General features: G+C 62.9%; 22 protein-coding genes and 1 pseudogene. 14 read left to right on the top strand and 9 right to left on the bottom strand.

The window, feature by feature from the left end:
• The first annotated feature begins 20 nt into the window (after positions 1 to 20).
• Positions 21 to 863: a hypothetical protein gene (locus ASD63_RS06740; RefSeq protein WP_034789025.1), complete on the top strand. Its 843-nt coding sequence runs from the start codon at positions 21 to 23 to the stop codon at positions 861 to 863.
• Positions 864 to 915: 52 nt separating this feature from the next.
• On the opposite strand, the gene dnaG is transcribed toward ASD63_RS06740, so the two are convergent.
• Positions 916 to 2,928, bottom strand: a complete 2,013-nt coding sequence (dnaG, locus tag ASD63_RS06735) for a DNA primase (RefSeq protein WP_034788664.1) — start codon at positions 2,926 to 2,928, stop codon at positions 916 to 918.
• Between the two features lie 215 nt (positions 2,929 to 3,143).
• Here dnaG and ASD63_RS06730 point away from each other — a divergent pair, with 215 nt between their 5' ends.
• Positions 3,144 to 4,049, top strand: coding sequence for a hypothetical protein (locus ASD63_RS06730; protein ID WP_034788667.1), 906 nt, complete (start codon positions 3,144 to 3,146; stop codon positions 4,047 to 4,049).
• Positions 4,050 to 4,055: 6 nt separating this feature from the next.
• On the opposite strand, the gene ASD63_RS06725 is transcribed toward ASD63_RS06730, so the two are convergent.
• Complete coding sequence (locus tag ASD63_RS06725; RefSeq protein ID WP_034789028.1) at positions 4,056 to 4,505, bottom strand: GatB/YqeY domain-containing protein; 450 nt, start codon at positions 4,503 to 4,505, stop codon at positions 4,056 to 4,058.
• Positions 4,506 to 4,831: 326 nt separating this feature from the next.
• On the opposite strand from ASD63_RS06725, the gene carA reads away from it, so the two are divergent.
• On the top strand, positions 4,832 to 6,037 hold the full coding sequence (gene carA, locus ASD63_RS06720; protein ID WP_034788670.1) for a glutamine-hydrolyzing carbamoyl-phosphate synthase small subunit: 1,206 nt from the start codon (positions 4,832 to 4,834) through the stop codon (positions 6,035 to 6,037).
• An 82-nt stretch (positions 6,038 to 6,119) separates the two neighbouring features.
• Here carA and ASD63_RS06715 read toward each other — a convergent pair whose 3' ends face one another.
• Positions 6,120 to 7,010: a LysR substrate-binding domain-containing protein gene (locus tag ASD63_RS06715; protein WP_060528892.1), complete on the bottom strand. Its 891-nt coding sequence runs from the start codon at positions 7,008 to 7,010 to the stop codon at positions 6,120 to 6,122.
• A gap of 116 nt (positions 7,011 to 7,126) precedes the next feature.
• Between ASD63_RS06715 and ASD63_RS06710 the strand changes: the two genes are divergently transcribed.
• The 3 genes from ASD63_RS06710 (at position 7,127) to ASD63_RS06700 (ending at position 9,264) form a co-directional block, all read left to right on the top strand.
• On the top strand, positions 7,127 to 7,888 hold the full coding sequence (locus ASD63_RS06710) for an SDR family oxidoreductase (protein WP_034788675.1): 762 nt from the start codon (positions 7,127 to 7,129) through the stop codon (positions 7,886 to 7,888).
• Between the two features lie 38 nt (positions 7,889 to 7,926).
• Positions 7,927 to 8,793, top strand: a complete 867-nt coding sequence (locus ASD63_RS06705) for an NAD(P)-binding domain-containing protein (protein ID WP_060528891.1) — start codon at positions 7,927 to 7,929, stop codon at positions 8,791 to 8,793.
• 165 nt (positions 8,794 to 8,958) lie between these two features.
• Positions 8,959 to 9,264: a hypothetical protein gene (locus ASD63_RS06700; protein WP_034788680.1), complete on the top strand. Its 306-nt coding sequence runs from the start codon at positions 8,959 to 8,961 to the stop codon at positions 9,262 to 9,264.
• A 128-nt stretch (positions 9,265 to 9,392) separates the two neighbouring features.
• Here the strand turns inward: ASD63_RS06700 and ASD63_RS06695 are convergent, their stop codons facing one another.
• Positions 9,393 to 10,595 carry a pyridoxal phosphate-dependent aminotransferase gene (locus ASD63_RS06695; protein WP_034788681.1) on the bottom strand — a complete coding sequence of 401 codons (1,203 nt, stop codon included), beginning with the start codon at positions 10,593 to 10,595 and terminating at the stop codon, positions 9,393 to 9,395.
• A gap of 485 nt (positions 10,596 to 11,080) precedes the next feature.
• Between ASD63_RS06695 and ASD63_RS06690 the strand changes: the two genes are divergently transcribed.
• The 3 genes from ASD63_RS06690 (at position 11,081) to ASD63_RS06680 (ending at position 15,338) form a co-directional block, all read left to right on the top strand.
• Entirely contained in the window at positions 11,081 to 13,408 is a 2,328-nt protein-coding gene (locus tag ASD63_RS06690; protein WP_234798760.1) for a marine proteobacterial sortase target protein, read from the top strand.
• Complete coding sequence (locus ASD63_RS06685; RefSeq protein ID WP_034788684.1) at positions 13,380 to 14,066, top strand: class GN sortase; 687 nt, start codon at positions 13,380 to 13,382, stop codon at positions 14,064 to 14,066. The genes ASD63_RS06690 and ASD63_RS06685 overlap by 29 nt, the downstream gene beginning before the upstream one ends.
• A 147-nt stretch (positions 14,067 to 14,213) precedes the next feature.
• Positions 14,214 to 15,338, top strand: coding sequence for a PQQ-dependent sugar dehydrogenase (locus tag ASD63_RS06680; RefSeq protein ID WP_244495219.1), 1,125 nt, complete (start codon positions 14,214 to 14,216; stop codon positions 15,336 to 15,338).
• Between the two features lie 18 nt (positions 15,339 to 15,356).
• On the opposite strand, the pseudogene ASD63_RS06675 reads toward ASD63_RS06680, so the two are convergent.
• Positions 15,357 to 15,789: pseudogene (locus tag ASD63_RS06675) on the bottom strand (hypothetical protein).
• Positions 15,790 to 15,961: 172 nt separating this feature from the next.
• Here ASD63_RS06675 and ASD63_RS06670 point away from each other — a divergent pair.
• The gene (locus ASD63_RS06670; RefSeq protein WP_034788688.1) at positions 15,962 to 16,858 is read left to right on the top strand and encodes a DMT family transporter; all 897 of its coding nucleotides are present in this window, start codon (positions 15,962 to 15,964) and stop codon (positions 16,856 to 16,858) included.
• A 198-nt stretch (positions 16,859 to 17,056) separates the two neighbouring features.
• Here ASD63_RS06670 and ASD63_RS34930 read toward each other — a convergent pair whose 3' ends face one another.
• Positions 17,057 to 17,329 (bottom strand): hypothetical protein, encoded by a 273-nt coding sequence (locus tag ASD63_RS34930; protein ID WP_127889314.1) that lies wholly within the window; start codon positions 17,327 to 17,329, stop codon positions 17,057 to 17,059.
• 207 nt (positions 17,330 to 17,536) lie between these two features.
• Between ASD63_RS34930 and ASD63_RS06665 the strand changes: the two genes are divergently transcribed.
• Entirely contained in the window at positions 17,537 to 17,752 is a 216-nt protein-coding gene (locus ASD63_RS06665; protein WP_034788690.1) for a cold-shock protein, read from the top strand.
• A 144-nt stretch (positions 17,753 to 17,896) separates the two neighbouring features.
• On the top strand, positions 17,897 to 18,343 hold the full coding sequence (locus ASD63_RS06660; RefSeq protein ID WP_034788692.1) for a BA14K family protein: 447 nt from the start codon (positions 17,897 to 17,899) through the stop codon (positions 18,341 to 18,343).
• 75 nt (positions 18,344 to 18,418) lie between these two features.
• On the opposite strand, the gene ASD63_RS06655 is transcribed toward ASD63_RS06660, so the two are convergent.
• Both ASD63_RS06655 and ASD63_RS35605 read right to left on the bottom strand, forming a co-directional pair.
• Positions 18,419 to 19,060 carry an MBL fold metallo-hydrolase gene (locus ASD63_RS06655; RefSeq protein ID WP_060528889.1) on the bottom strand — a complete coding sequence of 214 codons (642 nt, stop codon included), beginning with the start codon at positions 19,058 to 19,060 and terminating at the stop codon, positions 18,419 to 18,421.
• A 172-nt stretch (positions 19,061 to 19,232) separates the two neighbouring features.
• Entirely contained in the window at positions 19,233 to 19,400 is a 168-nt protein-coding gene (locus tag ASD63_RS35605; RefSeq protein WP_089044992.1) for a hypothetical protein, read from the bottom strand.
• Between the two features lie 148 nt (positions 19,401 to 19,548).
• On the opposite strand from ASD63_RS35605, the gene ASD63_RS06650 reads away from it, so the two are divergent.
• The gene (locus ASD63_RS06650) at positions 19,549 to 20,172 is read left to right on the top strand and encodes a DUF1236 domain-containing protein (RefSeq protein ID WP_034788696.1); all 624 of its coding nucleotides are present in this window, start codon (positions 19,549 to 19,551) and stop codon (positions 20,170 to 20,172) included.
• Between the two features lie 321 nt (positions 20,173 to 20,493).
• On the top strand, positions 20,494 to 20,760 hold the full coding sequence (locus tag ASD63_RS06645) for a hypothetical protein (protein ID WP_034788698.1): 267 nt from the start codon (positions 20,494 to 20,496) through the stop codon (positions 20,758 to 20,760).
• A gap of 79 nt (positions 20,761 to 20,839) precedes the next feature.
• Here ASD63_RS06645 and ASD63_RS06640 read toward each other — a convergent pair whose 3' ends face one another.
• A complete protein-coding gene (locus tag ASD63_RS06640) occupies positions 20,840 to 21,730 on the bottom strand; it encodes a branched-chain amino acid aminotransferase (RefSeq protein WP_034788707.1) in 891 nt (296 codons plus the stop codon).
• Between the last annotated feature and the right edge of the window lie 197 nt (positions 21,731 to 21,927).

The following is a 21,927-nucleotide window of genomic DNA, read 5'->3' as shown; positions in this document are numbered from 1 at the left end:
CGCGCAGAAATCGGGACGTGATTATGGCAAATATTCTAGCGGCGAGCGGCGGCGTCAAGCAGATCATCTGCATCAACTGGGGTACGAAGTACGGCGCACCGTTCATCAACCGGCTCTACGCCATGGTGGCGCGCAACATCACCCCGCCCTTCACCTTCACCTGCTTTACCGACAATCGCGACGGCCTGCGTCCGGAAATCCTGTGCGAGGATTTGCCGCCGCTGGACATCGGCGAAATGCCCAAGAACACGCCCGGCATCTGGCAGAAGTCACGGCTGTGGGGGCCGAAGCTCGGCAATCTCAAAGGCCCCGTCCTGTTCCTGGACCTCGACCTGGTCATCGTCGGATCGCTCGATGGTTTCTTCGAGGAGGGAGAACCGGACGACGTCATCCTCGCCCGTAACCAGACGACGCCGTTCGAGCGCCTCGGCCAGACCTCGCTGTTTCGCTATCCAGTCGGCAAGCTGGTGCCGTTGCAGGAGAAGTTCCGCGCCGACCCGCAAGGCATTGCCGACGAATACCGTTTCGAGCAGCGCTTCGTCACGCGCAATGCGCCGGGCGGGACCAAACTTTTCCCCCGCCGCTGGGTCCTGCATTTCCGGCAGGACTGCCGCCGGCCGTTCCCGCTCAACTTTTTCCTGGCACCCCGACTGCCCAAGGACGCGCGCGTCGTGCTGTTCCCGCGCAACCTCCTGCCGCAGCATGCGATCGAAGGCCGCTTCGGCAAGAAGGACAAGGTCTCCACCCCGCTTGGCCATATCCTCGGGCTGTTTGCATCCGACCGTTACGAGAAGAATGCGTTTCGCTATCTCCGGCACTACCTTCGCCCATCGCCATGGGTGGCCGATCATTGGCGCGAATAGTCGAGACTTCGCCGAGAACAGGCCTGCTTTCGCTGCGGGGAAAACCCAGCAGCTAGCGCGCCGCCGGCCCCTTCACGCGGCCTGAAAGCACGCCAAAGCCTTCGATGATCGCTTCCTGGTTTTCAAGCCGCGTCACTTCGTGCTGCACTTCCTGAAGCGTGCGCAAAAGCTGTGGCACGGCTTCGAGGTCGCCCTCCTCGGTCGCATGGGCCAGTTCGCGTTCGAGCTCGCGCACCTGCCAGTGCAATGCCTTCGAGCGCTGGTGCAGTGCCAGCGCCTGCAGATATCCTTCGCGGGCGTCCTCGGGCGCGGCCGCCGTTGTCGCGGTCCAGAGCCGCGCATAGCGGATCTGCTGGTCGATCGCGGCAATCAGCGCACCAAAACCCTCCGCCTGCAATTGTTCGAGCAGATCCTCGCGGTTCAACCGCGGCCCCTGCGCAGCCGCAGCGTTCAGCACCGCCGCCCAGCAGCGCTGCAGCTCGCGGTGGTCGAACTCGATCGTCGAGATCTCGTCATATTCGTCGAACAGCAATTGCGGATGGTTGACGATGGTGAGTGCCAGAACGCTCTCTCTCAGAAGCGGCGCCACCTGCTGTCCGCTGACCAGTGTCGAGCGCGCCAGCCGGTCGGAGATTGCCGTCGGCCCGCTCGCATTCGGCCCCCGTGGCTGACCAGCGCCGCGTGCTCCGCCGCCACCGCCCTGCCGGCCGCCGCGTTCAAACGGACGCCGCTCGCCCCGCCCTGCCCCTGAGGATTGCAGGAAGGCGTGAAGCCGGTCGCGCATGTCCTGGCCATAGTGCCGGCGCACGCTTTCGTCGGCGATCACGGATGTCACCTGCTTCAGCCGTGCTTCGAGCTCGGCGCGCTTTTCCGGCGTGTCGAAAGCGCCGCCCTGGATCTCGCGCTGCCAGACCATCTCGGCGAGCGAACGGGCGTTGGCGAGCACCTTGTCGAAGGGTCCACGGCCCTCCTGACGCACGAGGTCGTCGGGATCCTTCCCGTCCGGAAGCATGGCGAAGCGGACCGAACGGCCGGGCTTCAGATGCGGCAGCGCCAGGTCGACGCCGCGGTTTGCGGCACGAATGCCCGCCCCATCGCCGTCGAAGCAGAGCACCGGCTGCGACGTCATCTTCCACAAGAGATCGAGCTGGTTTTCGGTGAGCGCCGTGCCGAGCGGCGCAACGGCGTTTTCGACGCCCGCCTGATGCAGCGCGATCACGTCCATGTAGCCTTCGACGGCGATGATCGTTCCGGCCGCATCGTCCTGCCCGACGTCACGTGCGGCTCCTTGCGAAGCACGGCGCGCGCGGGCGAAATTGTAGAGCACGTTGCCCTTGTGGAAGAGCTCGGTCTCGTTCGAGTTCAGATACTTTGCCGGTGCGTCCGGCGACATGGCGCGGCCGCCAAACGCGATGACCTTCTCGCGCGACGACAGGATCGGGAACATGATGCGGTCGCGGAACCGGTCGTAGGAAACCGGCACGTCCGGCCCGTGCACCACGAGGCCGCAGGCCTCGATCTGTTCCTTGCCGACACCCTTGCCGGCGAGATGTTCCTTGAGCGCATTGCGGCTGTCGGGCGCGTAGCCCAAACGAAAGGTCTCGATCGTGCGCCCCGTCAGCCCGCGCTCGCGCAGATAGGCGCGCGCCTTGGCGCCGTTGGCCGTCTGGAGTTGGTCCTCGAAGTACGCGGTCGCCAGCTCCATCACGTCGAGCAGGCTTGTACGTTCCTTCTCCCGGCGCTCTGCCTGCGGATCCGGTTGCGGCATGGCAACGCCCGCCATGTCGGCGATCTGCTGCACGGCTTCGGGAAAGCTCAGGCCTTCGAGATCGGTGAGAAAGCGGAAGTGGTCACCCGAGACACCGCAGCCGAAGCAATGGTAGCGGCCCTTGCGGTCCTCGCAGTGAAAGCTCGGCGACTTCTCGCCGTGAAAGGGGCAGCAGGCCCAATAGTCGCCGCGCGAGACGTTGGTCTTGCGCCGGTCCCAGCTAACGCGCTTGGCAATCACGTCCGAAATCGGAACGCGATCGCGTATCTCGTCAAGAAAGGACTGTGAAAAGCGCATGGATACCTCTGGTCGATCCTCCATATAGGCGGCATGGCCGGCGGGCGCTACAACAGTGATCCTGCTTGCACGCTATTCACAGGAGCGAAACGGGAATCGCACGCCGGACGCCCAATCAAAAGTTGTGTATGAATATTTTCTGAAGACCAAAAGTAGCACTTGACACCCCTTTGACGAAAAGGATCAATTCGCCGTCTCGAATTGGATCACTTGCCATGGCCATTTCCGTCAAAGTGCTCGCCTCCAGTCCGGCTTTCTTCGGCGCGGTGCTGAGCTATGCGCGCGGCATGGTGGAGATGTATGCGGCAAACCCGCGGCTCGCCTCGATCTTTGCCTCGCAGCAGCGCTGGCTGATGGCCCAATCCGGGCTTGCACTTTATCACGACCGCGATCCGGATGATCCCTCGAGCGGTCTCTACAGCGGCCGTTTCATCAACTATGCCGTCATGCACGGGATCGCCAGCCGCAACACCGCGGCATCCTTCGTGCAGGAAATGGTTACCTACCGCTTCGCCCGCTACATCACGGTGCAGCCCGACAAGCGCAGCCGGCCGCTGGAGCCTACCGAGGCAGCGCTCGACTATGTCTGGAAATGGATGCAGTCCCATCTGGCCATCCTCGACGCCTTCGATGGCCAGTCGCGGCTGGCACGCCTAGGCGAAGAGCAGGACCAGTTCGGCCGGCTGCAGGCCGCCGTCGCCCACGCGCTTGTCGGCAACGACACGGTCCGTCGTCCAGGCCCGACCTTCGATCTCTTTACCTGGGTCAATTCCGGGGGCGTGGTGATGGACGATCTCTTTTCCCGCCTCGGCGCCTTCGACCCCGAGGCAGAGCGCCTCGCCATCGGGCCGGTTTCGCCGAGCGATCTCAGCGAACGCTTCATCATCTCCAAGACCCACCTCAAGCGGATCTTCGACAAGGCAGCCCTTTTGGGCAATATGGGGTGGGAGCGGTCGCCCGGACGCGGCGCGGTCTGGCTGTCCAAAGCCTTCATCCGTGAATACTGGGATTATCAGGCGGAGAAGTTCGCGCTCATCGATCGCGCATTCGAAGCGACGTTTCCGGCGAAAGCCGAGGTGGCGACGCCCGTCTTATCGCAACGGGCGGCGGCACTGACTTGAGCGGAGCTACTTGAGCAGTTCCTTCACCAGGCCGGAGGCCTTGGCGAAGTCCATCTGGCCGGGATAGCGCTCCTTGAGCACGTTCATGCACTTGCCCATATCACGCAGGCCATGTGCGCCGGTTTCGGCGATGACCGAGGCGCAGAGTTCCTTCACCTTTGCCTCCGGAAGCTGGGCCGGCAGGAACTGGTTGATGATGACGATTTCCTCACGCTCCTGCGCGGCAAGCTCCGGCCGGCCGGCGTCGTCGTAGATACGAGCCGATTCTTCGCGCTGCTTGATCATCTTGGCGAGGATCTGCAGGATGTCGTCATCGCTGACCGGGTCCTTGCCGAGGCCCCGATTGGCAATGTCCCGATCCTTGATCGCCGCCTGGATCAGCCGCACGGTCGAGGTACGCCGTGCGTCCTTGGCTTTGAGGGCTTCCTTCAGTGCGTTAGCGAACAGGTCGCGCATGTCCATACTCCATGTCAAAACCGGCCCGCGGTGCTCTGCCCGGAACCGGTTCGAAACCATCATTGTTATCGTCGTCTTAAACCAGTGTGACAGGCGCAATCAAACGGAATACGCAACCGCTTGAATTATAAGGAATTTTATTTCCCGACAATTCACAGCGGCCGGTTGACCCGGGTAAGCGCTTTGGGTATTTTCCCGCACCTGCACAACATCGGCATGAGAGCACTTTTCCGCGGGGTTTCCGCGCGTCCATGCCTGAGCAAAGAAATGGCGATCGACTGCCGGGCTTTCAAGCCCCCGCTTCGCGCCGCAACGGGATAGGAACGATGACCGCGACACCCGCATGGACCACTGAAAAACCAACCGCACTGCTCGTTCTGGCCGACGGCACCGTGATCGAGGGCAAGGGCATCGGCGCGACCGGCAAAGTGCAGGCGGAGGTCTGCTTCAACACGGCGCTGACGGGCTACCAGGAAATTCTGACGGACCCCTCCTATCTCGGCCAGATCGTCACCTTCACCTTCCCGCACATCGGCAACATCGGCGCCAATGACGAAGACATCGAAGACCTGACGCCGGCAGCACGCCACGGCGCGGTCGGCGTCATCTTCAAGGCCGACATCACCGAGCCGTCCAACTACCGCGCCGCCAAGCACCTCGACGCCTGGCTGAAGGCCCGCGGCATCATCGGCCTTTGCGGTATCGACACCCGCGCGCTTACTGCCTGGATCCGAGAAAACGGCATGCCGAACGCCGTCATCGCCCACGACCCCTCGGGCGTCTTCGATATCGAGACGCTGAAGAAGGAAGCCAAGGCCTGGAGCGGCCTTGAGGGCCTCGACCTTGCCAAGGTCGCGACCTCCGGCCAGTCGTCGCGCTGGGACGAGCAGCCGTGGGTCTGGAACGAAGGTTATTCGACGCTCGGCGAAACCGATGCCGCCTACCATATCGTCGCGCTCGACTACGGCGTGAAGCGCAACATCCTGCGCCTCTTTGCCGGCCTCAACGCCCGCGTCACGGTCATGCCGGCCACGACCAGCGCCGACGAAGTGCTGGCGCAGAAGCCGGACGGCATCTTCCTGTCGAACGGCCCCGGCGACCCGGCAGCAACCGGAAAATACGCCGTGCCGGTCATCCAGGACCTGCTCAAGACCGACATCCCGGTCTTCGGCATCTGCCTCGGCCACCAGATGCTGGCGCTGGCACTCGGCGGCAAGACCGAAAAGATGCACCAGGGCCACCACGGCGCCAACCATCCGGTCAAGGACCACACCACCGGCAAGGTCGAGATCGTCTCGATGAACCACGGCTTCGCGGTGGATTCGAAGTCGCTGCCGCAGGGTGTTGATGAGACTCACATTTCGCTCTTCGACGGCACCAATTGCGGCCTGCGCGTCGCCGGCAAGCCGGTGTTCTCGGTCCAGCACCACCCGGAAGCCTCTCCCGGCCCGCAGGACAGCCACTATCTCTTCCGCCGCTTCATGAACCTCGTGCGCGAGAAGAAGGGCGAACCGGCGCTCGCAGAGCGCTAAGCGACCGACCGAGACAAGCTTCGAAGGCCCGCTCCGAGCGGGCCTTTTCTTTTCGAGCATGCGCCTTCGCTGCCGCCCGGCCTCACTCTCCTGGCAGATGCGTGACGATGAAGTCGACGACGGCGCGAACCGACGGCAGTTGCCCGCGCCGATGCGGCATCAACAGCGTCGTCGTCACGCTGCCTGCCTCCCAATCGGCAAGCACACGCACAAGACTTCCAGCCTCGATTGCCGCCCGACAGATCTTTCTCGGTAGCGCGGTGATGCCAAGACCGGAGACGGCGGCCTCGAGCAACACGCTGGATTCGTCAGCGAGGAACCGCGGCATGGGGCGCACCCTGACGACCACGCCCGCGTCGTTGCGCATCGTCCATCCCTCCGAGGCCAGGGAGGCCAGCAGCCCGTCGTGGCGCGAAAGGTCGCTCGGTTCGCGCGGGTGCCCGCGATTTTCCAGGTAGGCGGGCGCTGCCACGAGCAGGATGGCATCGTTTGCCACCCGCCGCTGCACCATGCCGGAATCGGGCAGCGGTGCGAAGTGATCGCGCACCGCGATGTCGAAGCCCTCCTGCACCACATCGACGAAACGGTCCGTCGCGTGCAGCATCACCCGCATCTTGGGATAGGCCTGCGCCAGCGGCGGCAGCAGCCCCGCCAGCATCATCTGAGCCGTCGGCACAGAGGCGGTGATCCTCACCGTTCCGCTCGGTTCGGCAAGGCGCCCCTTGACGATGGCTTCGGCCGCCTCCGCCTCTATCAACATCGCCGAGGCATGCCGGTAGAAATCCTCGCCTATCTCCGTCACGGTGAAGCGACGCGAAGTTCGGTTGATCAGCCGGACGCCAAGCGTCTTTTCCAGCTCGGCCACGCGCTTGCTCAGCGTCGATTTCGGCACGTTCAGCGCCCGCGCCGCCGGCGCGAACCCCTTGTGATCGACCACATGGGCAAAGACGATGAAGTCGTTGAGATTGCGCATCGCGGGCCTCCAATGTCTACAAGCGTGGACGATACATCCACGTTTGCCCGTCTTACGCAATATCGTCCACGAAATTATCTCTTCCTCATCGAAGCCTGATATCGAAGGAAAAGACAATGGGTATCTATCAAAACAAGAAAGCCGTCGTCATCGGCGGCACGCATGGCATGGGTCTGGCGACGGTCGAGCGGCTCGTCGACGGCGGCGCCGAGGTGCTTCTGACCGGAAACAACGAAGAGAACCTCGCCCGGATCCAGCAGCGCTTCGGCGACCGCGTTCATGCGGTAAAGTCAGATATCGCCGATCTCGGCGAGATCGCTGTGCTCGGGGCGACGGTCGGGCAGAAACTGGGTTCGATCGATCTCCTGCACGTCAACGCCGGCACATCGCTGCTCGAGCCATTCGACCAGGTGACGGAGGCCTCCTACGATCGCCAGTTCACCATCAACACCAAGGGTGCCTTTTTCACCGTCCAGCGGCTGGCGCCTCTGATCCGCGACGGCGGCTCGATCGTCTTTACCTCGTCGGTTGCTGATGTCGGCGGCCATCCGGGAATGGCGGTCTATAGCGGCAGCAAGGCGGCGCTGATCTCGTTTGCCTCCGTCTTTGCCGCCGAGCTTCTGCCGCGCCGCATAAGGGTCAACTCGGTCAGCCCCGGCTTCATCGATACGCCGACCAAGGGCGTGGCGGGCGTCACCGACGCCGAACGTGCCGAGTTCAAGGCGCTCGGCGATGCGATCACCCCGATGGGCCGCAACGGCACGGCGGACGAAGTCGCCCGCGCCGTGCTGTTCCTCGCCTTCGATGCCACCTTCACCACCGGCGCACGCCTCACCGTCGACGGTGGCCTCGGCCAGCAATTGTCGCCGGCGGCCTGAAGCGGGCCAGAGCGGGGAACCAGGAGCGGAGAATCACGATGTCCAAATCCATCGCCATCATCGGCCTCGGCGCCATGGGCACGGCACTTGCCAAAACCCTCATCGACGCGGGCAACACCGCCACCGTCTGGAACCGTACGTCCGCGCGGGCCGACGCGCTGGTTGCCCGCGGCGCTCGCCGGGCAGCAACGGTCACCGAAGCCATTGCGGCCAGCGATATCCTCATCCTATGCCTCACCGACTACGCCGCTGTCGAAACGACGCTGGCAGATGTCGGCCCCATGCTCGCAGGCAAGACCGTCATCAACCTCACCAACGGTCGCCCGGATGAAGTCCGGGCGGTCGCGGCCCGCCTTGAAGCGTACGGCGCACGCTATCTCGACGGAGGAATCATGGCGACGCCGCCGATGATCGGCACACCGGATGCCTTCATTCTCTGTAGTGGCAGCGCCGATGCTTTCGAAAAAACCAGGGAGCAATTGGCCGCCTTCGGCCAGAGCCACTATCTCGGCGAGGATCCTGTTCTCGCCGCGGTCAGCGACCTCGCCTTGCTGTCGGCGATGTACGGTCTCTTCGGCGGCTATCTGCACGCAACGGCGCTCGCCGGCAGCGTCGGCTTCACCGCGAAGCAGTTCCTGCCGCTGGTCGAGCCCTGGCTTGCCGCGATGATGACGGCGCTGCCTGATTATGCCGAACGGATCGACAGCGGCGACCACGGCCGCGACGTGATGTCGAACCTCTCAATGCAGTCGGTGGCGATCACCAACATCGTTGCCGCAAGCCGCAGCCTGGGCATCGATCCGGCCTTCATGGAGCCGATCGAAAGGCTGGCAAAAAAGCGCCTCGCCGCCGGCTTTGGCAGCGACGAGGCCTCCGGCCTCATCGAGGCGATGCGGGGCAAATAGAGGGCGGCCCCAGCGGTCCGGATGCAAGCGCACGCCGATGATGCTCGCCAGCGCGCCGCAAGCAAACAACAAGCAGATGGCCCGCGGTCGAAACGCCGCGGGCCATCTGCTTGTTGTTGACCCTCGGCCACCCTTCGCGCATCCTCACCGCAACTGGAGGTGACGATGATTACAGGTCCACAGTGCCGCGCCGCCCGGGCGCTGATCGAAATTTCGCGCGAAATGCTTTCGAGCTTTTCCGGCATCGACGAGGAGACGATCCTCAAGTTCGAGCGCAAGCTGGAGAAACCCGGCGACGCCGTGATCCTCTCGTTGAAGCATGCGCTCGAAAATGCCGGCGCGGTGTTTCTGCCGGAGGGCGAACGCGGCATCGGCGTACGGCTGAAGTTCACCCGCTCCGAGGCCCGCCGCCTCTCGATCCTCGAAAGCGAGGGTGGCATCGTTGGCGACGACGAGGTTCCCGGCGCCTGAGAATGAGCCCTAATTTCAAGACCTTAGCCGGCTGACTTGAATCAGGATGACCAACGGTTGAATCGCTTTACGAACGAAAAACCCGCCGTTGCCGGCGGGTTCTTTTTTTGAAAGACGGTCGCCCGCGCTTACTTGCAGGCGGCGCAGAAGCGCTGGATGCGGCGGCAGGCTTCCTCGAGCTGGGCTTCCGAGGTCGCATAGGAGATGCGGAAGTTCGGGCCGAGGCCGAAGGCCGAACCGTGGACGACGGCGACGCCTTCGGATTCCAGCAGTTCCGACACGAAGTCTTCGTCCGTCTCGATGACCTTGCCCGACGGCGCGGTCTTGCCGATCAAGCCGGCGCAGGACGGATAGACGTAGAAGGCGCCTTCGGGCGTCGGGCACGAAATGCCCTTGGCCTGGTTCAGCATCGACACGACGAGATCGCGGCGGCCTTCGAAGATCTTCTTGTTTTCGGGAATGAAGTCCTGCGTGCCGTTCAGCGCCTCGACGGCCGCCCACTGGGCGATCGAGGTGGCGCCCGAGGTCTGCTGGCCCTGGATCATGTCCATGGCCTTGATCAGCTGCAGCGGGCCGGCGGCGTAGCCGATGCGCCAGCCGGTCATGGCATAGGCCTTGGAGACGCCGTTCATCGTCAGCGTGCGGTCATAGAGACCGGGCTCGACCTCGACCGGGGTCGCGAACTTGAAGTCGCCATAGGTCAGGTGCTCGTACATGTCGTCGGTGAGGATCCAGACATGCGGGTGCTTCATCAGCACATCGGTCAGCGCCTTCAGCTCGGCATGGCTGTAGGCGGCACCCGACGGGTTGGACGGCGAGTTGAAGATGAACCACTTGGTCTTCGGCGTGATCGCCTTGTCCAGATCTTCGGCCTTGAGCTTGAAGTTGTTCTCCTGCTTGGTCGAAACCGTCACCGGCGTGCCGCCGCACAGCGCCACCATCTCCGGGTAGGAAACCCAGTAGGGCGCCGGGATCACGACTTCATCGCCGGCGTTCAGGGTCGCCATGAAGGCGTTGAAAAGAATCTGCTTTCCGCCGGTGCCGACGATCGTCTGGGCGGCGGTGTAGTCGAGGTTGTTCTCGCGCTTGAACTTCTTGGCGATCGCTTCGCGCAGTTCCGGGATGCCGGAGACCGGCGTGTACTTCGTCTCGCCGCGATTGATCGCGTCGATGGCGGCCTTCTTGATATTGTCGGGCGTGTCGAAGTCCGGCTCACCGGCGCCAAGGCCGATGACATCGCGGCCTTTCGCTTTCAGCTCACGGGCTTTCTGCGAAACGGCGATGGTGGCGGAAGGCTTTACACGGGAAAGGGCATCGGCAAGGAAGGCCATGGGTGAAGGTCCTGATCGTTTCGAGACGAGGTGATCGCTACGGAACGAAAAGGCAGGCTCCATAGCGGTTAGGTCTATGTCGAAAGACGCCCGGTCTTGCAAGCGCCGGATAGGCAAAAACGCCGGAAACGCGGGCAAAAAGCGTCACCATGACAAAGTTTCATGAATGCGATCAGCATCGTCGATCGGAGGTCGCGATACCGAGCGATGCATCACCGTCCGTCGAGCGCCGACAATACGGATTGTGGCACCCGTTCGAACGGCCACGAAACGTAACGGCCAGAAACGGTTGGTGATCGCGATTTATTCAAAAAAATCAGCGCAATCCCGCAATTTTTCAAATGCCATAATTTAGCCACCACAACTGTCGCGGAACGCCGCAATTCCGTCCAGCAACAGCCGGTTTCCGGGCATTTCCTTCGATGATCCGAACACATTCGCATTACGGGGGTTATGCAATGTTTCTCGACGACGAAATCGCTTCCATGAAGACACGGCAGAACGAAGCACGCTGGGGCATGTACCTGGCGATCGCAGCCCTTGCCGCCTGCATCCTGATGTTCATCGGCCTGATGACCCAGGCGACCGCGCAAACTGCTGATGCCAAGCCGCGGCAGCTGGCGGGCTACGTTCGCCCCAACGACATCGGCACCGGCGCCCTGCTCTTTCCGTCGAAGGAGCCGGGCTATTTCGTCGAGGCGCCGCGCCTTGCGACCGACGTTCAGATCGACGTCAACGGCCCGATCATGCGCACCCGCGTCACCCAGCGCTTCGAGAACCCGAGCAAGGGCTGGGTTGAGGGCACCTATGTCTTTCCCCTGCCCGAGGATTCGGCCGTCGACACGCTGAAGATGCAGATCGGCGACCGCTTCATCGAGGGTGAGATCAAGGCGCGTGAGGCGGCCAGGGAGATTTACGAGCAGGCAAAGGCCGAGGGCAAGAAGGCCGCACTTCTCGAACAGCAGCGCCCGAACATCTTCACCAACCAGGTCGCCAATATCGGTCCCGGCGAAACGGTCGTCGTGCAGATCGAGTACCAGAGCGCGGTCCGCCAATCGAACGGCCTCTATTCGCTGCGTTTCCCCATGGTCGTGGCGCCGCGCTACAACCCGCAGCCGATCGTTCAGACCGTCGATCTCGACAGCCGCACCGGCTATGCCGTCAGCGACCCGGTCCCCGACCGCGAGAAGATCGAAGCGCCGGTCCTCGACCCCAAAGAGAACGCCAGGATCACCCCCGTCACACTGACGGTGAACCTCAAGGCCGGCTTCCCGCTCGGCGAAGTGAAATCAGGCTACCACGACGTCGATATCGCCAATCTTGACGATCTCAGCCGCCGCGTGACGCTGAAGGGCGACAGCGTGCCTGCCGATCGCGACTTCGAGCTCACCTGGAAGGCGATCGAGGGCAAGAGCCCCTATGCCGGCCTGTTCCGCGAAACGGTCGGCGGCAAGACCTATCTGCTTTCCTTCGTCACGCCGCCGGCAGCAGCAAATGAGGCCGACGCCAAGCCGGTCAAGCGGGAGATCGTCTTCGTCATTGACAATTCCGGCTCCATGGCCGGCCCGTCGATGGAGCAAGCCAAGGAGAGCCTGGCGCTCGCGATCTCGAGGCTGAAGCCCGAGGACCGTTTCAACGTCATCCGCTTCGACGACACCATGTCGGTGCACTTCTCCGAGCTGGTCGAAGCGACACCGGACAAGCGGGAGGACGCAATCGTCTATGTGCGCGGCCTGACAGCCGATGGGGGCACCGAGATGCTGCCAGCGCTGGAAGCGGCCCTTCGCACGCAAGGACCGGTCCAGGCCGGCGCGCTTCGCCAGGTGGTGTTCCTGACCGACGGCGCGATCGGCAACGAGACGCAGCTTTTCGAGGAGATCCAGAAGAACCGCGGCGAGGCTCGCGTCTTCACCGTCGGCATCGGCTCTGCTCCGAACAGCCACTTCATGACCAAGGCGGCCGAATATGGCCGCGGCACCTTCACGCTGATCGGCTCGGAGAGCGAGGTCGCCGCGCGCATGGGCGAGCTTTTCACCAAGCTCGAGAGCCCCGCAATGACCGATATCGCCGCGAGCTTCGAGGGCGCCTCGGCGAGCGACATCACCCCCAACCCGATGCCCGATCTTTATCGCGGCGAGCCCGTGGTGCTGACGGCCGAACTCGACGGCACCGCACCCGAAGGCAAGCTGCAGATCCTCGGCAAGGCCGGCGACCAGCCGTGGCGGGTGGAGATGGACATCGCCAAGGCCTCGACCGGCGAAGGCATCGCCAAGCTCTGGGCGCGCCGCAAGATCGACGACCTCGAGGCGAGCGCGTCGACGATCGCCGACCCGGCGACCCTCGACAAGCGGATCGAGACGGTGGCACTTGCCCACCATCTGGTCTCCCGCGTGACCAGCCTCGTTGCCGTCGACGCGACGCCGTCGCGGCCCGCCAGCGAGAACCTGAGCGAAACGAAGCTGCCGCTCAATCTCCCCGCCGGCTGGGACTTCGGAAAGGTCTTCGGCGAAGCCCCTGTCGAGACTGTCCCCGGCAAAGTCGACGAACGTGACGCCGCGCTCGAAAGCCGAACCAAGCTTGCGATGGTCACGGCCGACCGCATGCTGGCCGCACCGACGGCGCGGGCGGCAGGTCTGCTCGCGGAAGCCAACAACCAGGTCGCCCTGCCGCAGACGGCAACGGAGGCCGACAAGCAGATCCTGATCGGCCTGATGCTGCTCGTCTTCGCTCTGCTTGCCGGCACGACCTTTGTCTACTGGCGGGCGCCGATCGCCGCCGTCGTGCTTGCCGGAGTGCGCCGCCGTGGCCGCTGACAAGGATCAGTCCGAGCCACGGCCGGGCTTTCTCGCCCGCCTCTCGGCGGTCGAAACGATCGTGCTCGCGATCATCTCGCTCATTGCCCTTGCCGGTCTGCTTCTGATCGGCAAGGGCTTCTATATGAAAGCCAAGGCCGAGGTCTCGCAGGTGCTGTTGAAACGCACCTTCGAGGCGCAGCTGCACGGCAACCCGGATGGCAAGCCCTGGCCCTGGGCCGATTTTCAGACAGCCGCGGAAATCTCGGCGCCACGGATCAACCGCTCGGCGGTCGTGCTTCAAGGCGCAAGCGGCGAAGCGCTCGCCTTCGGGCCCGCCTGGCTGACGACGACGCCACTGCCCGGCGACGAAGGTACCTCGGTCATCGCCGCCCATCGCGACACGCATTTTCGCTGGCTGAAGGAGGTCAACCCCGGCGACCTTCTGGTGCTGACCCGCAAGGACGGCCGCCGCTTCCTGTTTAGGGCCGGCGAAAGCCGGGTTGCCCGCTGGGACGAAAGCGGCATCAACGCGTCCGCCAGCGGCCACCATCTGGCGCTCGCCACCTGCTGGCCCTTCGACGCGATCGAGCAGGGACCGATGCGCTACATCGTCGACGCAGAACTCATCGGCGAGCAGCGTCCGGTGCCGCTGACGACAGGCTCGATCTCGAAATAAACCGCTTTTGATCGGATGTGACTTGAACCGCTCCGTCGATCGCCCCAGCTTGCCTGCTGAACGAGTCGGTGTGGGAGAAACGGAATGCGGCATACGGGCGCTGGAACATCGGGACGGGCGGGCAAACGGTCGCGTGCGGTCGGAATCCTGGCCGTGTCCGTTGCGCTGGCAACGTTTGCTCCTCCGAGCGCCGGGGCACAGGATTCCCGCGAGTTTCCGAGCGAGCACGGTACCGTGCGTGTCGAGACGCTCGCGACCGGGCTTGAACACCCCTGGTCCGTCGAGGCACTCCCCGATGGCGGCCTGATCGTCAGCGAGCGGCCGGGTCGGCTGCGGATCCTGCGCGACGGCAAGCTCTCGAAACCGCTGACGGGCGTGCCCGAGGTCGCCGAGCGTGGCCAGGGCGGCCTGCTCGACATCGCGCTCGATCCCCGTTTTGCAGAAACCCGGACGCTCTACTTGACGATGGCTGCCAACGGCAAAGGCGGCTACGGCACCGTCGTCGTACGGGCAAAACTCGCCGCCGACGGAACCGGGCTTATCGACGTCAAGGAGCTCTTCCGGATGAGCAAGTTTACCGGCAAGGGCCAGCATTTCGGCTCACGCATCGCAATCGCTCCCGATGGCAGCCTTTTCTTCGGCATCGGCGATCGCGGCGAAGGCGACCGGGCGCAGGACCCGCGCGATCATGCCGGCGCCATCCTGCATATCAATGCCGACGGCAGCGTTCCCGGATCGAACCCTTATCGCGGCGGCACCGGCGGCCTGCCGGAGATCTGGTCGAAGGGCCACCGCAATCCTCAAGGGATCGCCTTCGATCCGAAGGACGGCACGCTTCTGACGGTCGAGCACGGCGCGCGCGGCGGCGACGAGATCAACAATCCGAAGCCCGGCCACAATTACGGCTGGCCCGTCATTACCTACGGCAAGGACTATTCCGGCGCCGAGATCGGCGAAGGCACGGCGAAAGAAGGCCTCGATCAGCCGCTCTTCTATTGGGATCCCTCGATCGCGCCTGGCGCGCTTGCCGTCTATCGCGGCGAGATGTTTCCCGAATGGGATGGCGATCTTCTGGTGGCGGCGCTGAAGTACCAGTTGCTCGCCCGGCTCGAACGCGACGACAGCGGCGCGATCGGCTCCGAGGAGCGGCTGTTCGACGGCGAATTCGGCCGCATCCGCGACGTCGTCGTGGCACTCGACGGCGCCTTGCTGATGGTGACGGACGAGGAAGACGGCGCCGTGCTCAGGGTCTCCAAGGCGGCGACGCAATAGCCGGCGCGCGCCGCACGTTCACGATAACCGATCGCGAACCTCGCGCCGGAACATGAATTTCAGCCCGGACCAGACGGGATCGACCGCGCAAACCTTCACGTCGACAAGGCCGAGCGGCAGGAAGATTTCACGCAAAACGTCCTCGGTCAGTGTCGTCGGCCGCTTCGACGCCTTCTTTGGCCAGGAGACCCACAGCATGCCGTCCGGCTTCAATCTCGCAGCCAGCTTCGGCGCGAGGCTCTTCCAAGGCCGATCGCTCCGTTTCGAACACATGCGCATAGTCAATGTCGCGCGCGGCCACGGTGCCGATCTCGGTCTCGCTGGCCCGAAAGCCGGAAAAACCGCTGATCGCATCGAGCCCGGCTGGAACCCCGAGAAGCAGGGCCCGCTGCCCGTCTTTCAGCCCCAGCTTGCGCCCGAGCGGCGTGCCGGAATAGCCGGCATCGCTCATGGTCGCCGATCTCCGATGGGTGATAGGAGCTGAGCTCCCTCCTCGGCGCCCTCTCCCGGCACCGTGTCTCCGGCCGTTTCCATCGACAACAACTCCGCCCAATCGCGGCGACGATGAGCCTTGCCCGGCGAAAACGCAACTGCTAGACGCGCCTGTCCGAGGAGAGAACGACATGCCGCGCATTCAGGCCAATCTGCTGCTTTTGATTTCAGGCGCCATCTGGGGCGCCGGCTTCGTTGCACAGTCGACGGCGATGGATGCGATCAGCCCGCTGTGGTTCATCGCGCTTCGTTTTGCGATCGCGACACTGGTCGCCATGCCCTTGGCCATCATCGAAACGAAACGCGCGGCCGAACCCATCAAGCTGACGACCGTGCGCAATTTCATCTTCATCGGCCTGGCGCTCTTTGCCGGCGCCGTGACGCAGCAATTCGGCCTGCTCGACACCAGCGTCACCAATTCCGGCTTCCTCACCGGTCTCTACGTCGTCTTCGTCCCGGTCTTGACCGTGATCTTCTTGCGCCGCAAGCCGCATTGGGTGATCTGGCCGGGGGCGTCGATGGCGCTGTTCGGCATTTTCCTCTTGAGCGGCGGCACGCTGTCGACGCTGACGGGTGGCGACTACCTGACCGTGGTCTGCGCCCTGTTCTGGGCGGTGCAACTGCTGCTCATCGGCCTGTTTGCCCCAAGCAGCGGCCGGCCGATGCTGCTGTCGATGACGCAGTTCGCCGTCTGCGCCGTGCTCGGCTTCGCCCTCGCCGTCACGACCGAGCCGCTGAGCTTCGCTGCCATAGAGGGCGCGCTCTTCGAGATCCTCTATGCCGGCATCTTTTCGAGCGGCCTTGCCTTCATTCTTCAGGTCGTCGGGCAGCGCTACACCACGGCGCCGCAGGCTGCGATCTTCCTGTCGAGCGAAGCACTCTTTGCCGCCCTCTTCGGCGTTCTCCTGCTTGGCGAAGTCATCACCCCGATCGGTTATGCCGGCTGCGCCATCATCTTTGCCGCCATGCTGACGGTAGAGATCGTGCCGGAACTGACGAAGGGCCGCCGCGCCCCAGCACCTGCCTGAGGGCTCCTCAAGAAACTATAGGCACCCCACCGCCAAGACGCTGGACTGAGGCTTTACTTGCTGTTGTTCAGGCAATAGGCCCGTTGCTTCGCAACGAAGGCGTAGCTTTGCCCTGCGTTTTCGACCCGGCCCGAGAGCTCTGGATTTTCTGCAAGAAATCTACGTAAGAAACCGCCGACGTGAGAAGCCTCAAACATATCAGGGAGTTGCCGACGGCACGCATCCCAAGCGATTGGCCTGCTTTACGCGCCGCGCACGAGAAATCGGCGAAAACCACTCAATTTTGCAGCAATTGTTTTCAAAAAGCTGTGATTTCAACAGCTTGCGATATATTTTGCGCAGCGCCCCACAAAGCCGCAAATGACCGATTTTTGAGCAATGACAAGACGCAATACCAATCCCGAAAAGTTTTGCTTGCCAATTCAAAATAAACCCATCAATCTTACTTTCGTTCGGGCAATCTGCGAACATGGGAAGATCTTGAAATAAAAGCGGGCCGGAGACGCAAAAACTCCGGGCGGCCAGACCGATGGGAAGCAGAGATGCGGCCCTTCCAATGGCTGGCTGCGGTAACCAGGACCCTTTCCTCAAACGTCGAGAACTGCCTGCCAACGCCCATCCGGGCACATTGCAATGCTACCCGTCCGTCAAACGGGTGGAGAGAAAAGGACCTGACGCATGGCCGAAACTGGCACTGTAAAATTCTTCAACACCGACAAGGGCTTTGGTTTTATCAAGCCTGACAACGGTGGTGCAGATATCTTCGTACACATTTCCGCGGTCCAGGCTTCCGGCCTGACCGGTCTGACGGAAAACCAGAAGGTAAGCTTCGACACCGAACCGGATCGCCGCGGCAAAGGCCCGAAGGCGGTCAACCTGCAGATCGCCGGCTAACGCCGTTATCTGCTGACAGATTCCAGTTGAAGCCCGGCATTCTTGCCGGGTTTTTTTGTTCAGGCTCGGTTCAGTTTGGCCGCGTTAACCTTCCTCCATCATGAAGGCCGGGTTGATCCGGTCCATGCGAAGGATTGAAGCCAAATGAACAAGTTCATCAAAGCCGCCGTTCTCTCGATCGCCGCAGCCGCTATGGTCATCCCGACCTTTGGCGCCGCCGAGGCAGGCGGCAGGCATCACCACAACAATGACGATGCATGGGCAGCTGGTGCAGCAGGTCTCGTTGCCGGCGCTCTGATCGGCGGCGCGATCGCTTCGCAGCCGCGTTACAACGGCGGCTACAACGAGCGCGTCTACATCGATCCGGAACCGGAATACGACTATTACGAGCCGCGTCCGGCCTACCGCCCTCGCCCGGTCTACCAGGCACGCCCTGTCGTCGTCGACAGCTATGGTGGCGGTTACCGCTCGCTCGAGCCCTGGACCCCGTCCTGGTACCGTTACTGCGCGCAGCGTTACCGCTCGTTCAACCCGGATAGCGGCACCTTCCGCGGCTACGACGGCCGCAGCTACTTCTGCACCGCCGGCTAATCAGGTTCGGCGTAAGAATCGAAAAGCCCATGTCTTGATAGAGACATGGGCTTTTTCGTGAGCGTGTGTGGTGGCTCAGAGCCCGCGCAGATAAGGATTGGTGCGGCGCTCCTCGCCGATCTGACCACCCGGGCCATGTCCGCAGATGAAGCCGACGCTATCGCCGAGCGGCAGGATCTTGTCGCGGATCGAATCGAGCAATTGCTGGTGATTGCCGCCGGGCAGGTCCGTGCGGCCGATCGAGCCGTGGAAGAGCACGTCGCCGACATGGGCGAAGTTCTGCGCCCGGTTGAAATAGACGACGTGTCCCGGCGCATGGCCCGGGCAATGCAGGACTTCGAAGACATGGTCGCCGAAGGAGACCGTGTCGCCTTCTTCGAGCCAGCGATCGGGAATGACGTTCTGAACCTTCATCGCCAGACCGAAGCGCTCCGCCTGGCTTTCGAGGCTTTCGAGCAGCGGCAGGTCGTCCTTGTGCGGACCGATGATTTCGAGCCCGAGGGCGTCCTTCAGTTCCTTGGCGCCGCCGGCATGGTCGATATGGCCGTGGGTGATCCAGATCGCCTTCAGCGTGATGCCGTTTTCGCGGATGGTCTGCAGGATGAGATCGACGTCGCCGCCGGGATCGACGATCACGCCTTCCTTGGTCTCGCTGTCGAACAGCACGGTGCAGTTCTGCTCGAAATGGGTAACCGGGATGATGCCCGCCTGTAACATGCGCGTCTGCCTCTCTAGAGCATGTCGCGCAAAAATTTGGGAGCGGTATTGCGATAACGACATGCGACAAATCCAGAACCTAAAGCGTAGGAAGCGAATCTGGAAGATCGCAACGCGCTCTAGGATCTCGTCATCTTCCTATAGCGGCAATTGGCGGCGGTGACAGCGCCAATCAGCGAAGCGAGGCTATTTGCGGTGCAGACAGCTGCTGGGGTGCCGGCCACTGCACGGTGGTCATCAGCAGCGCCGAAATCGCGATCTCCGCGGCGACGACGATCCGAACGACCGGCTTGAGGCTGCGCGCGGCGACGTTGTTCTGATCCGGCTGAGCATTCTGCATTTTGTCCCTCTCCCGTTGCCTTTCTCCTGGCGTGTCCTGCCCTCGGCAACGGCTGGAGAATGTCACAGCGTCACATTTCGTGACGTTCCCGGGGGAACATCCGCGCGCTTGCTGGCGTTTGGCCCTCGTCAATATAAGGAGAAACACGATGGTGAAGCTTACCCGCCCCCTGTTGCGAGCCGCTACGGCCGCGGGTTTGGTGTTGGCGATCGGTACGCCGTCCGCCTTTGCAGCCATGACCGCGACCACGGTGACGGACCTTAACATCCGCACAGGTCCGGGCCCTCAATATCCGACAGTCGGCCTTGCGACCCGCGGTAGCACCGCGGTTATCGACGGCTGCATCGAAGGCAGCAAGTGGTGCCGCATTGACGTCGGCGGCGTGCGCGGCTGGGTCTATTCCCAGTATCTGACGACGGATCTTGGCGGTTCTGCCGTCGTGGTCCAGGAGCGCCGGGCCGACCTGGCCATTCCTGCCGTCACCTATGAAGTGCAGCCCAATGACCCCGTGATCGTCAGCAGCGGCGACGAATTGATCGGCCCGGTCGAACAGATCGACCCGATCGTGCCGCCGGAGAATGTGCGGACCTACGTCACGTCCAACCCCGGCGAGACCGTCTATCTCGATGGTGAAGTCGTCGTCGGTGCCGAACTGCCGCAGACCGTGGCCGTTCAACGCGTTCCCGACTACAGCTACGACTATGTCAGCATCAACGGCCAGCCCGTTCTGGTCGAGCCGGCAACGCGACGCATCGTCTACGTCTATCGCTAACAATCGAGACCCCCGGCAATCATTCGGTTGCCGGGGGTTCCCGACGTGCCTGCATTACCCTCCCTCGCTCTCCCGACGGCACGAATCATGCGCGGCAAGGTCATTCCCTCCAGCCGCCCCTGCCGCCGGCTTCGTTTTCCCGCTTTGCCTGTAAGAGGTTGCCTCTGCCTAAAATCGAGCCATTTCAATTGGCTACGAAGCGGGCGCCGCAACGTCATTTCACTCAAATTGACAATAATCCGGAATAGGCTTCAACCTATTGATGCCGGCTCATCGGCTTTTAGTGGCGCGTCCACGACGAGCCACGACACGGAGGGATCAATGGAAGCATTAATGCCTATCATTACCCAATTGATCGCGGGGGCCGCCGGCGGGAACGCGGCCAGCGCAGTGTTGAAGCAGCAGGCATTCGGTGTCGTCGCACGGACCATCGTCGGCGCCATTGGAGGCCTTGGCGGCGGGTTCCTCATTCAGATGCTCGGCGGAGAAGCAGCCGCGACCGGTCTCGCCATGCAAGCCATCGGCGGCCTTGTCGGCGGCGGCGTACTGAGCGGAATCGTCGGGCAATTCTTGGGGAAGACCGCCTAACTCTGCGATCATATCCGTAGCAAGACAAAAGGCGGCCCGGGGGCCGCCTTTTCTGCTTTCGAGAGCATTCCGGATGCCGTTACTCGGCTGCCGCGGCAACCGGATAGACTTCCTTCATGTAGTCGTTCATCAGCGTTTCGCAGATCGTCGCCGGCGTGAAGCGGTAAGGACCGATTTCGGAAACCGGCGTCACTTCGGCGGCCGAGCCGGTGAGGAAGCATTCGCTGAAACCGGACAGTTCCTCCGGCATGATCGCCCGCTCGACCACTTCATAGCCGCGGCGCTTGGCAAGCTCGATCACCGTGCGACGGGTGATGCCGTCGAGGAAGCAATCCGGCACCGGCGTGTGGATGACGCCGTCCTTGACGAAGAAGATGTTGGCACCGGTCGCTTCGGCCACGCGGCCGCGGTAATCCAGCATCATCGCGTCCGCATAGCCCTTGGCCTCGGCCGCATGCTTGGAGATGGTGCAGATCATGTAGAGGCCGGCGGCTTTCGACTTCGAAGGTGCCGTCTGCGGATCCGGGCGGCGATATTCTGCGATATCGAGCCGGATGCCCTTGAGCTTTTCGGCCGGGTTGAAATAGCTGCCCCACTGCCAGATGGCGATGGCGACGTTGATGCGGTTGTTCTGCGCCGAAACGCCCATGCTCTCGCTGCCGCGCCAGGCGATCGGCCGCACATAGGCCTCGGAGAAGCCCTGACGCTTCAGAAGCTCGACGCTGGCTGCGTCCAGTTCCTCCACCGAATAAGGGATCTTGAAGCCGAGGATTTCGGCGGACTGATGCAGGCGCTGGTTGTGCTCGGTCAGCTTGAAGATGCGCCCGCCATAGGCGCGCTCGCCCTCAAAGACCGCGCTGGCATAGTGCAGGCCGTGGGTCAGCACGTGAATCTTGGCATCCTTCCACGCGACGAACTCGCCGTTGAACCAGATCTGTCCGTCCAACTGATCAAAAGGAACCGCTGCCATGGTGTCATCCTCCGGCGCATGCGCGCCATTCTTAGTTGATTATCGCCCTGCTTTCAGTCTATCGGCAAACTGATTGAGGGAAAATTCAATTTCGTGATTTTGGATTTGCGATCGGAACGGCACGGCATATCCTTTCAGATGTTGCCAACGCCAAATGTCTCGCTTACCGAGCATGGACGCTAATGCTATGGTAAAAA

It is taken from the genome of Ensifer sp. Root558 (assembly GCF_001427045.1).
GTDB classification, from domain to species: domain Bacteria; phylum Pseudomonadota; class Alphaproteobacteria; order Rhizobiales; family Rhizobiaceae; genus Ensifer; species Ensifer adhaerens.
This window is presented reverse-complemented; position numbering and strand designations above follow the sequence as displayed.

Coding starts and splice junctions, on each gene's coding strand:
- ASD63_RS06695 (WP_034788681.1), bottom strand. CDS start 10,595: ATGGCCTTCCTTGCCGATGCCCTTTCCCGTGTAAAGCCTTCCGCCACC.
- ASD63_RS06660 (WP_034788692.1), top strand. CDS start 17,897: ATGAACAAGTTCATCAAAGCCGCCGTTCTCTCGATCGCCGCAGCCGCT.
- carA (WP_034788670.1), top strand. CDS start 4,832: ATGACCGCGACACCCGCATGGACCACTGAAAAACCAACCGCACTGCTC.
- dnaG (WP_034788664.1), bottom strand. CDS start 2,928: ATGCGCTTTTCACAGTCCTTTCTTGACGAGATACGCGATCGCGTTCCG.
- ASD63_RS06640 (WP_034788707.1), bottom strand. CDS start 21,730: ATGGCAGCGGTTCCTTTTGATCAGTTGGACGGACAGATCTGGTTCAAC.
- ASD63_RS06655 (WP_060528889.1), bottom strand. CDS start 19,060: ATGTTACAGGCGGGCATCATCCCGGTTACCCATTTCGAGCAGAACTGC.
- ASD63_RS34930 (WP_127889314.1), bottom strand. CDS start 17,329: ATGTTCGCAGATTGCCCGAACGAAAGTAAGATTGATGGGTTTATTTTG.
- ASD63_RS06710 (WP_034788675.1), top strand. CDS start 7,127: ATGGGTATCTATCAAAACAAGAAAGCCGTCGTCATCGGCGGCACGCAT.
- ASD63_RS06670 (WP_034788688.1), top strand. CDS start 15,962: ATGCCGCGCATTCAGGCCAATCTGCTGCTTTTGATTTCAGGCGCCATC.
- ASD63_RS06645 (WP_034788698.1), top strand. CDS start 20,494: ATGGAAGCATTAATGCCTATCATTACCCAATTGATCGCGGGGGCCGCC.
- ASD63_RS06665 (WP_034788690.1), top strand. CDS start 17,537: ATGGCCGAAACTGGCACTGTAAAATTCTTCAACACCGACAAGGGCTTT.
- ASD63_RS06700 (WP_034788680.1), top strand. CDS start 8,959: ATGATTACAGGTCCACAGTGCCGCGCCGCCCGGGCGCTGATCGAAATT.
- ASD63_RS06650 (WP_034788696.1), top strand. CDS start 19,549: ATGGTGAAGCTTACCCGCCCCCTGTTGCGAGCCGCTACGGCCGCGGGT.
- ASD63_RS06725 (WP_034789028.1), bottom strand. CDS start 4,505: ATGCGCGACCTGTTCGCTAACGCACTGAAGGAAGCCCTCAAAGCCAAG.
- ASD63_RS06730 (WP_034788667.1), top strand. CDS start 3,144: ATGGCCATTTCCGTCAAAGTGCTCGCCTCCAGTCCGGCTTTCTTCGGC.
- ASD63_RS06705 (WP_060528891.1), top strand. CDS start 7,927: ATGTCCAAATCCATCGCCATCATCGGCCTCGGCGCCATGGGCACGGCA.
- ASD63_RS35605 (WP_089044992.1), bottom strand. CDS start 19,400: ATGCAGAATGCTCAGCCGGATCAGAACAACGTCGCCGCGCGCAGCCTC.
- ASD63_RS06715 (WP_060528892.1), bottom strand. CDS start 7,010: ATGCGCAATCTCAACGACTTCATCGTCTTTGCCCATGTGGTCGATCAC.
- ASD63_RS06690 (WP_234798760.1), top strand. CDS start 11,081: ATGAAGACACGGCAGAACGAAGCACGCTGGGGCATGTACCTGGCGATC.